The organism is Pseudomonas piscis (assembly GCF_009380155.1).
In the GTDB taxonomy this organism is placed as follows: domain Bacteria; phylum Pseudomonadota; class Gammaproteobacteria; order Pseudomonadales; family Pseudomonadaceae; genus Aquipseudomonas; species Aquipseudomonas piscis.
The window spans coordinates 907,456-921,559 of the sequence record NZ_WHUV01000001.1 but is presented as its reverse complement, the minus strand read 5'-3'; the positions used below and the strand labels follow the sequence as shown (position 1 = coordinate 921,559).

Annotated in this window: 14 protein-coding genes; 1 reads left to right on the top strand and 13 read right to left on the bottom strand. The window is 59.7% G+C overall.

Going from position 1 to position 14,104, the window contains the following annotated elements:
• From lpxA to rpsB, 13 genes are all read right to left on the bottom strand, one after another.
• Nucleotides 1-777 (bottom strand): acyl-ACP--UDP-N-acetylglucosamine O-acyltransferase, encoded by a 777-nt coding sequence (gene lpxA / locus GDH07_RS04255; protein ID WP_053134480.1) that lies wholly within the window; start codon nucleotides 775-777, stop codon nucleotides 1-3.
• Nucleotides 774-1,214, bottom strand: coding sequence for a 3-hydroxyacyl-ACP dehydratase FabZ (gene fabZ / locus GDH07_RS04250; RefSeq protein ID WP_007924058.1), 441 nt, complete (start codon nucleotides 1,212-1,214; stop codon nucleotides 774-776). Before fabZ ends, lpxA begins: the two co-directional genes overlap by 4 nt.
• 113 nt (nucleotides 1,215-1,327) lie before the next feature.
• Nucleotides 1,328-2,383: a UDP-3-O-(3-hydroxymyristoyl)glucosamine N-acyltransferase gene (gene lpxD / locus GDH07_RS04245; RefSeq protein ID WP_152896753.1), complete on the bottom strand. Its 1,056-nt coding sequence runs from the start codon at nucleotides 2,381-2,383 to the stop codon at nucleotides 1,328-1,330.
• 3 nt (nucleotides 2,384-2,386) lie between these two features.
• Entirely contained in the window at nucleotides 2,387-2,890 is a 504-nt protein-coding gene (locus GDH07_RS04240; RefSeq protein WP_068580411.1) for an OmpH/Skp family outer membrane protein, read from the bottom strand.
• A gap of 45 nt (nucleotides 2,891-2,935) precedes the next feature.
• The gene (gene bamA / locus GDH07_RS04235; protein WP_152896752.1) at nucleotides 2,936-5,326 is read right to left on the bottom strand and encodes an outer membrane protein assembly factor BamA; all 2,391 of its coding nucleotides are present in this window, start codon (nucleotides 5,324-5,326) and stop codon (nucleotides 2,936-2,938) included.
• A 74-nt stretch (nucleotides 5,327-5,400) separates the two neighbouring features.
• Nucleotides 5,401-6,753, bottom strand: coding sequence for a sigma E protease regulator RseP (rseP, locus tag GDH07_RS04230; protein ID WP_053134478.1), 1,353 nt, complete (start codon nucleotides 6,751-6,753; stop codon nucleotides 5,401-5,403).
• A gap of 49 nt (nucleotides 6,754-6,802) precedes the next feature.
• Nucleotides 6,803-7,993: a 1-deoxy-D-xylulose-5-phosphate reductoisomerase gene (gene ispC / locus GDH07_RS04225; protein ID WP_022642581.1), complete on the bottom strand. Its 1,191-nt coding sequence runs from the start codon at nucleotides 7,991-7,993 to the stop codon at nucleotides 6,803-6,805.
• Nucleotides 7,990-8,796, bottom strand: a complete 807-nt coding sequence (locus GDH07_RS04220; RefSeq protein ID WP_022642580.1) for a phosphatidate cytidylyltransferase — start codon at nucleotides 8,794-8,796, stop codon at nucleotides 7,990-7,992. Before GDH07_RS04220 ends, ispC begins: the two co-directional genes overlap by 4 nt.
• Complete coding sequence (uppS, locus tag GDH07_RS04215) at nucleotides 8,796-9,551, bottom strand: polyprenyl diphosphate synthase (protein WP_053134475.1); 756 nt, start codon at nucleotides 9,549-9,551, stop codon at nucleotides 8,796-8,798. Before uppS ends, GDH07_RS04220 begins: the two co-directional genes overlap by 1 nt.
• A gap of 16 nt (nucleotides 9,552-9,567) precedes the next feature.
• Complete coding sequence (gene frr / locus GDH07_RS04210) at nucleotides 9,568-10,125, bottom strand: ribosome recycling factor (protein ID WP_022642578.1); 558 nt, start codon at nucleotides 10,123-10,125, stop codon at nucleotides 9,568-9,570.
• Nucleotides 10,122-10,865, bottom strand: coding sequence for a UMP kinase (gene pyrH, locus GDH07_RS04205; protein WP_007924076.1), 744 nt, complete (start codon nucleotides 10,863-10,865; stop codon nucleotides 10,122-10,124). The genes frr and pyrH overlap by 4 nt, the downstream gene beginning before the upstream one ends.
• Nucleotides 10,866-11,072: 207 nt before the next feature.
• The gene (gene tsf, locus GDH07_RS04200; RefSeq protein ID WP_022642576.1) at nucleotides 11,073-11,939 is read right to left on the bottom strand and encodes a translation elongation factor Ts; all 867 of its coding nucleotides are present in this window, start codon (nucleotides 11,937-11,939) and stop codon (nucleotides 11,073-11,075) included.
• A 202-nt stretch (nucleotides 11,940-12,141) separates the two neighbouring features.
• Nucleotides 12,142-12,879 (bottom strand): 30S ribosomal protein S2, encoded by a 738-nt coding sequence (gene rpsB / locus GDH07_RS04195; protein ID WP_011059524.1) that lies wholly within the window; start codon nucleotides 12,877-12,879, stop codon nucleotides 12,142-12,144.
• Between the two features lie 408 nt (nucleotides 12,880-13,287).
• On the opposite strand from rpsB, the gene map reads away from it, so the two are divergent.
• Complete coding sequence (gene map / locus GDH07_RS04190) at nucleotides 13,288-14,070, top strand: type I methionyl aminopeptidase (RefSeq protein ID WP_152896751.1); 783 nt, start codon at nucleotides 13,288-13,290, stop codon at nucleotides 14,068-14,070.
• The last annotated feature ends 34 nt before the right edge of the window (nucleotides 14,071-14,104 follow it).

Here is a 14,104-nt window from a genome sequence, read left to right as displayed (position 1 = left end):
TTAGCGGGTGATGCCGCGGGTCGAAGACTGGATCGAGTCGCGAAACAGTGCAACTTCGGGATACTGCTCGGCGGCTTCGGTCAACTCGGCCAGGGCCTGGTCTACCGTCAGCCCCTGGCGATAGACCACCTTGTAGGCACGACGCAGGGCGTGGATCGAATCATCGCTGAAACCACGACGGCGCATGCCTTCGAAGTTCATGCTACGAGCTTCGGCAGGGTTGCCGAACACGGTGACGAACGCCGGGACGTCCTTGCCGATGGCGGTACCCATGCCGGAAAAGCTGTGGGCGCCGATGTGGCAGTACTGGTGCACCAGGGTGAAACCGGAAAGAATCGCCCAGTCATCCACATGCACGTGGCCGGCCAACGCGGTGTTGTTGACCAGGATGCAATGGTTGCCGATCACACTGTCGTGGCCGATGTGGGCATAGGCCATGATCAGGTTGTGGTCGCCCAGGGTGGTCTCGCAACGGTCCTGGATGGTGCCACGGTGAATGGTCACGCCTTCGCGGATCACGTTGTGATCGCCGATTACCAGGCGGGTTTCTTCACCCTTGTATTTCAGATCGGGCGTGTCTTCGCCTACCGAGGAAAACTGGTAGATGCGGTTGTGCTTGCCGATCCGGGTCGGGCCCTTGAGGATCACATGGGGCCCGATCACTGTACCCTCGCCGATTTCCACACCAGCGCCGACGATCGACCACGGGCCAACCTCAACGTCGTCGGCCAGGACGGCCGTCGGATCGATGATTGCGCGAGGGTCAATCAAACTCATAGTTTGCGTTCCGCGCAGATGATCTCGGCGGAGCACACTGGCTTGCCGTCGACCGATGCCTGGCACTCGAACTTCCAGATCTGACGCTTGCAACTGATGAACTTGGCTTCAAGGATCAGTTGGTCGCCCGGCAACACCGGCTGGCGGAAGCGCAGCTTGTCGGAACCGACGAAGTAGTAAAGGGTGCCGTCGGCAGGCTTCACGTCGAGCATCTTGAAACCCAGAATGCCCGCAGCCTGGGCCATGGCTTCGATGATCAGCACGCCTGGCATGATCGGATGCGCAGGGAAGTGGCCATTGAAGAACGGCTCGTTGATGCTGACATTCTTGTAGGCACGAATGCACTTGCCCTCGACATCCAGATCCACCACCCGATCCACCAGCAGGAAAGGGTAACGGTGAGGCAAGTATTCGCGAATCTCGTTGATGTCCATCATTTCGGGGGGAAGCCTGTAGTAAAGATTGGGAGCATGCGGTCAACGCACGCCCCTCTAGCAAATCAAGGAAGCAGGCAGTCTAGCGGCTGTGCACACTTGATGTGGAAATGGTATCAGCCATCTGATGAAGCATTGTCGCCGGGGGTCACGTCCCCAACGCGCTTTTCCAACTGGCGCAAACGCCGCGCGAGATCATCGAGCTGGCGGATGCGGGCCGCGCTTTTGCGCCACTCGGCAGCCGGTTGCATGGCAGTACCGGAAGAGTAGGCACCCGGCTCGGTGATCGAGTGGGTCACCATGGTCATCCCGGTGAGGAAAACGTTGTCACAAATCTCGATATGACCCACCAGGCCGACACCGCCGGCGAGCATGCAGTGCTTGCCGATCTTGGTGCTGCCGGAGATCCCAACGCAAGCGGCCATCGCGGTGTGATCACCGACCTGGACGTTGTGGGCGATCTGGATCTGGTTGTCGAGCTTCACTCCGTTGCCGATGATGGTGTCGGCCAGGGCTCCACGGTCGATGGCCGTGTTGACACCGATCTCCACATCATCGCCGATAGTCACGCCGCCCACCTGGGCGATCTTGTTCCAGATGCCCTTCGAGTTGGCGAAACCGAAACCTTCGCCGCCCAGCACCGCACCCGACTGGATCACCACGCGCTTGCCGATGCGCACGTCGTGGTACAGGGTCACCCGTGGTGCCAACCAGCCACCCTCGCCCACCACGCTACGGGCACCGATGACGCAATGAGCGCCAACGGTTACGCCGGCGTCGATCCGGGCTCCGCTTTCGATCACGGCAAAGGCGCCGATACTGGCCGTTGGGTCGACCTGGGCATCATCGGCGATTACCGCGGACGGATGGATACCAGCCGGAGCCTTGGGCTTGGGATCGAAGAAGTGGGAAACACGGGCATAGGACAGGTAAGGGTCTGCCACCACCAGTGCATCACCGACATAGGCTTCGGCTTCGGCGGCTTTCAACAACACCGCACCTGCCTGGCTATCGACCAGGTACTTGCGATATTGGGGATTTGCCAAAAAGCTCAACTGAGCTGGGCCAGCCTCCTGCAAGGTGGCCAGCCCAGTGATTTCCTTCTCCGCGTTGCCACGCAAGGTGGCGCCGAGGAACTCGGCCAACTGGCCGAGTTTCATAATTGCGGTCATGGCTTACTTCAGCTGATTCATGCGCTCGATAACCTGGCGCGTGATGTCGTACTGAGGTTTGACATCGATCACTGCGCCACGCTCGAAGACCAGGTCGAAACCACCTTTCTTGATGACCTCTTCAACAGCGCTGTCCAGCTTGGGCTTGAGCTGCTTGAGCATTTCGCGGTCGGCCACGGCCTTGGCTTCGTTCAGCTCCTTGGACTGGAACTGGAAGTCGCGAGCTTTCTGCTTGAACTCGAGCTCCAGACGCTCACGCTCGCCTTGCTGCATCTTGTCGCCACCGGCAACCAGGCGGTCCTGGATACCCTTGGCGCTGCTTTCCAGGGTCTTGAGCTTGTTCAGCTGCGGGCCGAACTTTTTCTCGGCGTCAACGGCGTACTTCTTGGCCGCGTCCGACTCCAGCAGAGCCATCTGATAGTTCAGGACGGCGATTTTCATTTCGGCAAATGCCGGGCTCGCGACCAGAACGGAGGCCAGGAGAACCAATTGAGTCAACTTACGCACGATGCACTCCTACAAAATCCATTGTCGTTGTCTTGGGCCAGACGGTTAGAAAGTCTGGCCGAGAGAGAATTGGAACACCTGGGTTTCAGCGTCATTCGGTTTCTTGATCGGCATCGCCAGGGCGAAGCTCAATGGACCCAGAGCAGTTACCCACGTCACGCCGACACCCACCGAACTGGCCAGGTTGCTTAAGCTGACATCGTTGCACTCTGGCTTCACGTTCGACGCCGCGATGGTGTTGGATGTCTTTTCACAACGAGAGCTGAAGACGTTACCCACATCCCAGAACAGGGATGTGCGCAGGGAACGCTGGTCCTTGACGAATGGCAGAGGGAACAGCAACTCCGCACCGCCCTGGATCAACACGTTACCGCCGAATGGCAGCGGGTCTTGATCCGGATCGCTAACGGTACCAGCGTTACCGGTCACACCCACACCACGGCTAGGCGTACTGCGTGGGCCCAGGGTGCTGTCCTTGAAACCACGAACCGAGTTGAAACCACCGGCATAGTAGTTCTCGTAGAACGGCAAGCCCTTGGTATCGCCAAAGCCATCGCCATAACCCAGCTCGGTATGGAAACGCATGGTGTAGTTGTCGGTCAGCGGCGTGAACAACTGGCCACGGTAGTCGAGCTTGAAGAACGACAGGTCGCTACCCGGGGTAGTGGTTTCCAGCACCAGGCTTTGCGAGTGACCGCGGGTCGCCAATACACCTTTGTTCAGGGTCGACTCGGACCAGCCGGCAGAGGCCTTGAAGTTCAGGTAGCTCTTGCCCTGCTTGTTCACGAAGTCGAAGATTTCGTCGACGGTGTAGCGACCGGTCTTGATCTTGTCCTGCTGGGCCGTCAGGCCGAAGGTCAGGCGCGAAGTCTCGCTGATCGGGTAACCCACGCTGACACCGGCACCCAGGCTATCCACCGCATAGCTGGCTACATCGACATCGAGGTCCTTGTAGTCAGTGGTGCGATAGAAGGCGTTGTAGCCCAGGCTCACGCCATCGGCGGTCCAGTAGGGGTCCACGTAGCCGAAGTTGTAGCGGCTCTGGTATTCGCTTCGGGTCAGGCCGATGCTGACCTTGTTACCGGTACCCAGGAAGTTGTTCTGGGTGATCGAACCACCAAGGATCAGGCCCGCACTCTGGGCGAAACCAACGCTGGCGGTAATCGAACCCGAAGCCTGCTCTTCTACGGCGTAGTTGACGTCGACCTGGTCATCGACACCCGGCACGGCCGGAGTCTCGACGTTAACTTCCTTGAAGAAGCCAAGGCGCTCGAGACGAGTCTTCGACTGGTCGATGAGGTAGGTCGATGCCCAACCGCCTTCCATCTGGCGCATCTCGCGACGCAGTACTTCGTCCTCGGACTTGGTGTTGCCACGGAAGTTGATGCGGTTGACGTAGGCGCGCTTGCCTGGATCCACCACGAAGGTGATGTCGACGGTGTGGTCGTCATCGTGGGGTTGTGGCACGCCGTTGACGTTGGCGAAGGTATAGCCATCGTTACCCAGGCGACGGGTGATCAGCTCGGAGGTGGTGGTCATCAGCTTGCGCGAGAACACCTGGCCCTTCTCCACCAGCAGCAGTGCCTTGACCTGGTCTTCAGGTACCTTCAGGTCGCCGCTGAGCTTGACGTCACGAACGCTGTACTTCTCGCCTTCGTTGATGTTGACGGTGATATAGACGTGTTTCTTGTCCGGAGTGATGGACACCTGGGTCGAAGCGATATCCATGTTGATATAGCCGCGGTCCAGGTAGTAGGAACGCAGGCGTTCCAGGTCACCGGAGAGTTTTTCACGGGCGTACTTGTCATCGTTCTTGAAGAACGACAGCCAGTTGGTGGTCTTGAGCTCGAACAGGCCGATCAGGTCGTCATCGGGGAAGACCGTATTGCCTACCACGTTGATGTGCTGGATGGCCGCGACCGTGCCTTCGTTGATCTTCACCTTCAGGCCGACACGGTTACGCGGCTGCGGAACCACTTCGGTCTCGACGGTGGCCGAGTAACGACCCTGAGCAACATATTGACGTTGCAGTTCGTTACGCACCCCTTCGAGGGTCGCACGCTGGAAGATTTCGCCTTCGGCCAGGCCGGACTGCTTGAGGCCCTTCATCAGGTCGTCGGTGGAGATCGCCTTGTTGCCTTCGATCTCGATGCTGGCAACCGAAGGCCGCTCGACTACCGTGATGACCAGGACGTTGCCATCGCGCCCCAGCTGGATGTCTTGAAAGAAACCGGTTTTGAACAGCGCACGAGTGGATTCCACCAGGCGACGGTCGTCCGCCTGCTCGCCGACGTTCAACGGCAAGGCACCAAAGACGCTACCCGCGGAAACGCGCTGGAGGCCGTTGACGCGAATATCGGAGATAGTGAAGGACTCGGCGTGAACTTCGGCGATCATCAATACGGAGAGAACCGCAGTTAGCAGCAGACGTTTCATGAAGTCCTTTCTTATTCCAACTGGCAATAAACAAACTGCCGCAAAATGCGGCAGATTCGCAATTCAGCGAAGCGTTACAGACGACCCAGATCGTTGACCAGAGCAAGCAGCATGACTCCGACCACCAAGCTGATACCGATCTGTATCCCCCAACCTTGCACCCGATCCGACAAGGGGCGACCACGCACCCACTCGATCAGATAAAACAACAAATGCCCCCCATCCAGTACCGGGATGGGCAACAAATTCAGAACCCCCAGGCTAATACTCAGATAAGCAAGGAAATTCAAGAAATCGGCAATGCCCGACTGGGCAGAAGCGCCCGCCACTTTAGCAATGGTTATCGGTCCGCTCAAGTTTTTTACCGAGAGCTCGCCGAACAACATTTTCTTCAGTGATTCAAGGGTCAGGACGCTCATGGTCCAAGTGCGCCGGGCGCCTTCGCCAATCGCCTCCAGCGGGCCATAACTGACTTCGCGCAACATTTGCGGCGGCCAGTCGACGGCCTTCACACCAGCCCCCAGGTAACCGCTCGGGGCCTTGCTGTCACCCCGGCTGGCCAGGGTCACGGGAACCTCGATTCGGGCGCCATCACGCTCGACGTGCAGGACGACCCTGGCCGCAGGATGCACACGCACCCAGTCGACCACCTGCTGCCAGTCATCGAGCGCCTGGCCATCGAGAGCCAGCAGGCGATCACCGGTCTTCAGGCCGCCAGCCTGGGCCGGACCTTTCGGATCGAGTTCGGCCAGCACCGGAGGCAAGGCCGGGCGCCAGGGGCGGATACCCAGGGAACGAATAGGATCGGGCTCATCGGCGCCCTTGAGCCATTTATCCAGCACCAACTGGCGTGGCGAATCGGCTGTGGCGCCTTGCTCACGAACCAGCAACTGCAACGTGCCGCTTTCGCCCAGGCGGCGCACCAATTGCAGGTTCACTGCCGCCCAGCCAGTGGTCGGCTCGCCGTCGATGGCGATGATTTCCTGACCCGAACTCAGTCCAGCCTTGGCGGCGATGCTACCGGCCTCGACTTCACCGATGACCGGTCGCACCTGCTGACTGCCCAGCATCGCCAGGGCCCAGAAAAACACCAGGGCCAGGAGGAAGTTGGCAATCGGGCCCGCCGCGACTATGGCAATACGCTGACGAACGGACTTGCGATTGAAGGATTGATCGAGCTCCGCGAGCGCCACCTCGCCCTCGCGCTCGTCGAGCATCTTCACGTAACCGCCCAGGGGAATGGCGGCGATCACGAACTCGGTGCCATGGCGATCATGCCAGCGCACCAGGGGCATGCCGAAACCCACGGAGAAGCGCAGCACCTTGACGCCACAACGGCGGGCGACCCAGAAATGACCGAATTCGTGAAAGGTGACCAGCACGCCCAGGGCTACCAGGGTGCCGACAATCATATAGAGCGCGCTCATCTACTTTCTCCGCATTCCTATTCGCCGTCACTCGCGCGGGTCGCGAATCCTATCGCCCGTTACGCTGCAACCATTGGTCAGCCAGCAACCGGGCCTGGGCATCCGCCGCGAATACGGCATCCAGCTCGTTGACCGCAACCACCGGCTCACGATTTAAAACCTCGTCGATGATACTCGCGATCTCCAGGTAGCGGATGCGCCGCTCGAGAAATGCCGAGACCGCCACTTCGTTGGCCGCATTCAACATCGCCGGGGCGCTGCCGCCTGCCTCGGCCGCCTGACGAGCCAGGCGCAGGCATGGGAATCGCTGCTCATCGGGCGCCTGGAAGTCCAGGCGGGCAATGGCGAAAAGGTCAAGTGGCGCCACACCGGAGTCGATTCGCTCCGGCCAGGCCAGGGCGTTGGCGATCGGGGTACGCATATCCGGGTTCCCCAGTTGCGCCAGCACCGAGCCGTCGACGTAGTCCACCAGTGAGTGGATCACACTTTGCGGGTGCACTACCACCTCGACCTGCGCCGGCCTGGCATCGAACAACCAGCAAGCTTCGATGAGCTCCAGGCCCTTGTTCATCATGCTCGCCGAGTCGACCGAGATCTTGCGCCCCATGGACCAGTTCGGATGAGCGCAAGCCTGCTCCGGCGAGACATCTTCCAGCTCGGCCAGCGGCGTCTGCCGGAACGGGCCACCCGAGGCGGTCAAGAGGATGCGTCGCACCCCAACCTGGCCGAGACCACGAGAGAAGTCCCTCGGCATGCACTGGAAAATCGCATTGTGCTCGCTATCGATAGGCAGCAACACCGAACCGCTACGCCCCACCGCCTCCATGAACAACGCACCGGACATCACCAGCGCTTCCTTGTTGGCCAGGAGAATCTTCTTGCCGGCCTGCACCGCCGCCAAAGTCGGACGCAGGCCGGCCGCACCGACGATCGCCGCCATCACCGCATCGACCTCAGGAGCCGAGGCGACTTCGCACAACCCCTGCTCCCCCACCAGCACGCGGGTCGACAACCCGGCAGCCCGCAGATCTTCCTGCAAGCGCCTGGCGGCCGCCTCTTGCGGCACCACGGCAAAACGCGGCACATGGCGCACGCACAAGGCCAACAACTCGGCCAGGCGACTGAAACCGGTGAGAGCGAATACCTGGTAGCGATCCGGGTGGCGAGCGATGACGTCCAAGGTACTCAGGCCGATGGAGCCAGTAGCTCCCAGGACCGTGATTTGCTGAACGCCGCTCACGATGCGGTCATCCACAGCAGCACTGCGAACACTGGAATCGCTGCAGTCAGGCTGTCGATCCGGTCCAGAACGCCGCCATGGCCAGGCAGCAGGTTACTGCTGTCCTTGATGCCGGCCTGGCGCTTGAACATGCTTTCGGTCAGGTCGCCCACCACCGAGATGAAGACTACGATGGCCGCCCCCAGAAGGCCCACGACCATCTGGCCAAAACCCCAGCCACGAACCAGCCCCACCACCGCGGTGATAACCAGGCTCAGGGCCAGGCCACCATATACGCCCTCCCAGCTCTTGCCAGGGCTGACCTGGGGTGCCAGCTTGCGCTTGCCAAAGGCCCGGCCCGAGAAATAGGCGCCGATATCCGCACCCCAGACCAACACCATCACCGCCATGATCAGCCAATTGCCCAGCGGCAATTGCTTGATGAACACCAAGCCCTGCCAGGCCGGCAGCAGGATCAGCAAGCCGATCAACAGCTTGGGGGCTGCCCCGGACCATTGTTCGCTGCTACGCGGATAGGTGAGCACCAGGAATGTCGCCAAGCCCCACCACAGCACCGCAGCTCCCAGGATCCATGGAGCGACACCTGGAACCAGGTGCATCATGAACAACAGTGCCGCCACCGCCACGGCATAGGCGATTCGCGCCGGCTGCGCACTGAACCCTGCCAGCCGCGCCCACTCCCAACCACCCAGTGCGACCACCAGGCCGATGAACAGGGCGAAGTTCGAGCCTTCGAGCAGGAAAAACCCACCCAAGGCGATCGGTAGCAGGATCAACGCAGTAATGATTCGTTGTTTGAGCATTAAACCCGGGCTCCATCCTCGACCTGCTCGCTCGTCTTACCGAAGCGCCGCTGGCGAGATGCGTAATCGGCCAGCGCATGGCGCATGGCATCGTGTTTGAAGTCCGGCCAGAACAGGTCGGAGAAATACAGCTCGGCATAAGCCAGCTGCCACAGCAGGAAATTGCTGATGCGATGCTCGCCACCGGTGCGGATGCACAGGTCGGGCAACGGCAAATCGCCGGTGGCAAGGCAAGCCTGCAGCAAGTCCGGAGTGATGTCGTCGGGGCGCAAATGGCCGGCCTGCACCTCACGCGCCAGGCGTTGGGCAGCCTGGGCGATATCCCACTGGCCGCCGTAGTTGGCGGCGATCTGCAGGATGAAACGATCGCTGCCGGCGGTGATGGCTTCGGCCTCGCGCATCGCCGCCTGCAATTCGGGATGGAAACGCGAACGATCGCCAATGATCCGCAGGCTGATGTTGTTGTCGTTGAGGCGCTTGGCCTCACGACGCAGCGCCTTGAAGAACAGGTCCATCAAGGCGCTGACTTCATCGGCCGGGCGCTGCCAGTTTTCACTGGAAAAGGCAAACAGGGTCAGAACCTCGACCTTGGCCTCGGCGCACACCTCGATGACTGCACGTACCGCATCAACACCCGCCTTATGCCCGGCCACACCCGGCATGAAGCGTTTTTTTGCCCAGCGGTTGTTTCCGTCCATGATGATCGCGACATGGCGTGGCACTGAAGACGGCACAGGCTGTTTGGTCTTTTCCATGAAAACGTCCTGATCCTTATACGGCCATCAGGTCTTTTTCTTTTTCCTCGGTCGCCTTGGCGATCTGGCCCTCGAACTCCTTGATCAGCTTGTCGATTTCGGCACCGGCGCGGCGCTCCTCGTCTTCACTGATGGCCTTGTCCTTGGACAGCTTCTTCAGCTCGCCCAGGGCGTCACGACGAATGTTGCGTACCGCAACCCGTGCGTCCTCGGCAGCGGCGCGCGCTTGCTTGGTGAAGCCCTTGCGGGTTTCCTCGGTCAGCGGCGCCATCTTGATCAGCAGCAACTCACCCAGGTTGGTTGGGTTGAGGTTCAGGCCGGCGCTGCCGATGGCCTTGTCGATGGCCCCCAGCATGTTGCGCTCGAACGGCACGACCTGCAGGGTCTGGGAATCCTTCACGGTCACGTTGGCGACGCCGCTCAAAGGAGTGTCGGCGCCGTAGTAAGGCACCATCACGCTGCCCAGGATGCTGGGGTGCGCCTTGCCAGTGCGGATCTGGCCGAACGCATGGGCCAGGGACTCCAGGCTCTTCTTCATGCGCTCCTGGGCGTCTTTCTTGATTTCGTTGATCATTGTTCGCCTTCCTCGATCAGGGTTCCTTCAGCGCCACCATGCACGATGTTCAGCAGGGCGCCGGGCTTGTTCATGTTAAATACCCGCAGCGGCATCTTGTGGTCGCGGCACAGGCAGATAGCCGTCAGGTCCATCACTCCCAGCTTGCGATCCAGCACTTCATCGTAGGTCAGATGATCGAACTTCTCGGCATGCGGGTCCTTGAACGGATCTGCAGTGTAAACACCATCGACCTTGGTCGCCTTGAGCACGACGTCGGCGTCGATCTCAATGGCCCGCAGGCACGCTGCAGAGTCGGTAGTGAAGAACGGGTTACCGGTACCGGCCGCGAAGATCACCACCTCTTTGGAGTTCAGGTGGCGCATGGCCTTGCGACGGTCATAGTGATCGGTCACGCCGACCATGGAAATAGCCGACATCACGATGGCCGAGATATTGGCACGTTCCAGCGCGTCACGCATCGCCAGGCCGTTCATCACGGTGGCCAGCATGCCCATGTGGTCGCCAGTGACCCGATCCATGCCGGCGGCACTCAAGGCGGCGCCACGGAACAGGTTGCCACCACCGATCACCAAGCCCACCTGGACACCGATACCGACCAGTTGGCCGACTTCCAGCGCCATGCGGTCCAGCACCTTGGGATCGATCCCGAACTCTTCCGAGCCCATCAGGGCCTCGCCGCTAAGCTTGAGTAGAATGCGTTTATAGCGAGCTTGATAACCACTGCCCTGCTGAGCCATTGCGAATCTCTCCTGCGGCGTATTTAAAAATTCTTTGCGAGCTGTTTGCAGCTTGCGTTCACTCTAGCTTGACGCTGTCACAGCGCCATCAGAACACGGCTTTGTAAGCCGGTTCCGGGAGCGGACAACAAAATTGCCCTACCCATTTGAAAAGAGGCTGCGCGCGTGAGCGGGCAGCCTCTTTCGGGCGACAGTTGTAAAACCGTCTTACTGTTGCTTGGCAGCAGCCAGTTGTGCAGCAACTTCTTCGGCGAAGTTGTCTTCTTTCTTCTCGATGCCTTCGCCTACGGCGAAACGAGTGAAGGAAACGATTTCAGCGCCGCCTTTCTTGGCCAGAGCACCAACGGTGACTTCTGGATCCTTGACGAAAGCTTGCTCAACCAGGCTGGCCTCGGCCAGGAACTTGCTGATACGACCAGCAATCATTTTTTCAACGATGTCAGCTGGCTTGCCTTTCATCTTGTCTTCGTTCAGCTGCAGGAAGACGCCTTTTTCGCGCTCGATGGCTTCGGCGGAAACTTGCGATGGCAGCAGGAACTCAGGGTTGCTGGCAGCTACGTGCATGGCGATGTCTTTGGCCAGTTCTACGGAACCGCCTTTCAGGACAACCGCAACACCGATCTTGTTACCGTGCAGGTAAGTACCGACCACGTCACCTTCAACGCGAGCCAGACGACGGATGTTGACGTTTTCGCCAGTCTTGCCAACCAGGATCAGGCGGTCAGCTTCTTGAGCTTCGATCAGCGGAGCTGCGTCGGTCAGCTTGTCAGCGAAAGCTTTTTCCACGCTGGCAGCAACGAACGCCTTGAAGTCGTCCTGCAGAGCCAGGAAGTCGGTCTGCGAGTTCACTTCCAGCAGAACGGCGGCTTTACCGTCGTCCTTGATGGCGATAGCGCCTTCAGCGGCAACGTTGCCAGCTTTCTTGGCAGCCTTGATCGCGCCGGAGGCACGCATGTCATCAATGGCTTTCTCGATGTCGCCGCCGGCCTTGGTCAGGGCCTTCTTGCAGTCCATCATGCCTTCGCCGGTACGCTCGCGCAGTTCTTTGACCAGCGCTGCAGTAATCTCTGCCATTTTCAAAATCCTCTTGGATAGGTTATCAACCATTCCACCCGACTGAACGGGCGCTCAATTCTTGGGCACTACCCCGAACCCACTTCATAGCAGCCACGCATTACAGAAACTGTCGGGGCCCGCTACGAAATGATTTTCGAGTTGGCAAAAAGGGGGCCAAGCCCCCTTTTTGCGTACTGAGTAAACGCTAAGCGTCAGTTACTCAGGCTTCAGCCGCCGGTGCTGCAGCTTCTTCGAACACTTCGGTGCCGCCAGCAACGTTGTTGCGGCCACGGATCACGGCATCAGCCATCGAACCCATGTACAGCTGGATGGCGCGAATGGCGTCATCGTTGCCTGGGATGATGTAGTCAACGCCTTCCGGGCTGCTGTTGGTATCGACAACGCCGATGACCGGGATGCCCAGCTTGTTGGCTTCGGTGATCGCGATGCGCTCGTGGTCAACGTCGATTACGAACAGTGCGTCAGGCAGACCGCCCATGTCCTTGATACCACCCAGGGAGCGATCCAGCTTTTCCAGATCGCGAGTGCGCATCAGCGCCTCTTTCTTGGTCAGCTTGGCGAAGGTACCGTCTTCAGCCTGGACTTCGAGGTCACGCAGACGCTTGATGGAAGCACGGATGGTCTTGTAGTTGGTCAGCATGCCGCCCAACCAGCGGTGATCGACGTACGGCGAACCGCAACGTGCTGCTTCTTCAGCAACGATCTTGCCGGCGGAACGCTTGGTGCCGACGAACAGAATCTTGTTCTTGCCCTGGGCCAGACGCTCTACGAAGGTCAGAGCCTCGTTGAACATTGGCAGGGTTTTTTCCAGGTTGATGATGTGGATCTTGTTACGCGCGCCGAAAATGTACTTGCCCATTTTCGGATTCCAGTAACGGGTTTGGTGACCGAAGTGCACACCGGCCTTCAGCATATCGCGCATGTTGACTTGGGACATGATAGTTCCTTAATAAGTCGGGTTAGGCCTCCACGTATCCCAATGACCAACCAACAGCTTGAGCTGAGGGCACCCAGGTCATCGTGTCGACACGTGTGTGGGTTTGGGCTTTTCAGGGACATCCCCGGAAAGCGGCGCATTTTATATCACAGCAAGGGCAAAAACGGAACCCGGTTTCACATCCGCCGATCTGCGCGGTTTTTTGCCCTGCCCCTGGAATCGGTCCAGAATGCACCCTTGGATAAAGGCAAGCACCGGCACAACCGCGGATTTGCGCCGAGCCTCTGTTAGAATCGCACCTTTGCGGCTTCCGAAAACCTCGCGGCCCTATCGCAGGCCAAGCCTGGCGAGCGCGGTTTTCTGGCCATCCCGTGTTTATCGCTCCCCCTGAGCGTCAAGAGAGCCTGTATGACCGTCACCCTCAAAACCCCCGAGGACATCGCAAAAATGCGTGTCGCCGGCAAACTGGCCGCCGAAGTGCTGGAAATGATTGCCGAGCATGTCAAACCCGGTGTCACCACCGAAGAACTGGATCGCATCTGCCATGACTACATCGTCAACGTGCAAGGCGCCATCCCGGCCCCGCTGAACTACAAGGGCTTCCCCAAGTCCATCTGCACCTCGATCAACCACGTGGTGTGCCACGGCATTCCCAACGACAAGCCGTTGAAGAATGGCGACACCCTGAACATCGACGTGACCGTCATCAAGGACGGCTACCACGGCGATACCAGCCGCATGTTCCACGTCGGCGCCGTGCCGGTCTGGGCCGAGCGCCTGTCGCAGATCACCCAGGAATGCATGTACAAGGCCATCGAGCTGGTGAAGCCGGGATGCCGCCTGGGCGATATCGGCGAAGTGATCCAGAAGCACGCCGAAAAGAACGGCTTCTCGGTGGTCCGTGAATTCTGCGGCCATGGCATTGGCAAGGTGTTCCACGAAGAACCGCAGATCCTGCACTACGGCCGCGCTGGCACCGGCATGGAGCTCAAGGCCGGCATGACCTTCACCATCGAGCCGATGATCAACCAGGGCAAGGCCGATACCAAGGTCCTGGGCGACGGCTGGACCGCCATCACCAAGGACCGCAAGTTGTCGGCGCAGTGGGAACACACCCTGCTGGTGACAGAGACCGGCTACGAGATCTTCACCCTGCGCAGCGACGACACCATCGCCCGGGTGTCGCCCTGATCCACACCGCCGCGCCCCGACCTTATAGATAGAA

What these genes read in the sequence shown, in the direction of transcription:
- rseP (WP_053134478.1), bottom strand. Translation starts at nt 6,753, where the DNA reads ATGAGCGCGCTCTATATGATTGTCGGCACCCTGGTAGCCCTGGGCGTG.
- fabZ (WP_007924058.1), bottom strand. Translation starts at nt 1,214, where the DNA reads ATGATGGACATCAACGAGATTCGCGAATACTTGCCTCACCGTTACCCT.
- lpxD (WP_152896753.1), bottom strand. Translation starts at nt 2,383, where the DNA reads ATGACCGCAATTATGAAACTCGGCCAGTTGGCCGAGTTCCTCGGCGCC.
- bamA (WP_152896752.1), bottom strand. Translation starts at nt 5,326, where the DNA reads ATGAAACGTCTGCTGCTAACTGCGGTTCTCTCCGTATTGATGATCGCC.
- rpsB (WP_011059524.1), bottom strand. Translation starts at nt 12,879, where the DNA reads ATGTCCCAAGTCAACATGCGCGATATGCTGAAGGCCGGTGTGCACTTC.
- GDH07_RS04220 (WP_022642580.1), bottom strand. Translation starts at nt 8,796, where the DNA reads ATGCTCAAACAACGAATCATTACTGCGTTGATCCTGCTACCGATCGCC.
- uppS (WP_053134475.1), bottom strand. Translation starts at nt 9,551, where the DNA reads ATGGAAAAGACCAAACAGCCTGTGCCGTCTTCAGTGCCACGCCATGTC.
- tsf (WP_022642576.1), bottom strand. Translation starts at nt 11,939, where the DNA reads ATGGCAGAGATTACTGCAGCGCTGGTCAAAGAACTGCGCGAGCGTACC.
- lpxA (WP_053134480.1), bottom strand. Translation starts at nt 777, where the DNA reads ATGAGTTTGATTGACCCTCGCGCAATCATCGATCCGACGGCCGTCCTG.
- map (WP_152896751.1), top strand. Translation starts at nt 13,288, where the DNA reads ATGACCGTCACCCTCAAAACCCCCGAGGACATCGCAAAAATGCGTGTC.
- frr (WP_022642578.1), bottom strand. Translation starts at nt 10,125, where the DNA reads ATGATCAACGAAATCAAGAAAGACGCCCAGGAGCGCATGAAGAAGAGC.
- pyrH (WP_007924076.1), bottom strand. Translation starts at nt 10,865, where the DNA reads ATGGCTCAGCAGGGCAGTGGTTATCAAGCTCGCTATAAACGCATTCTA.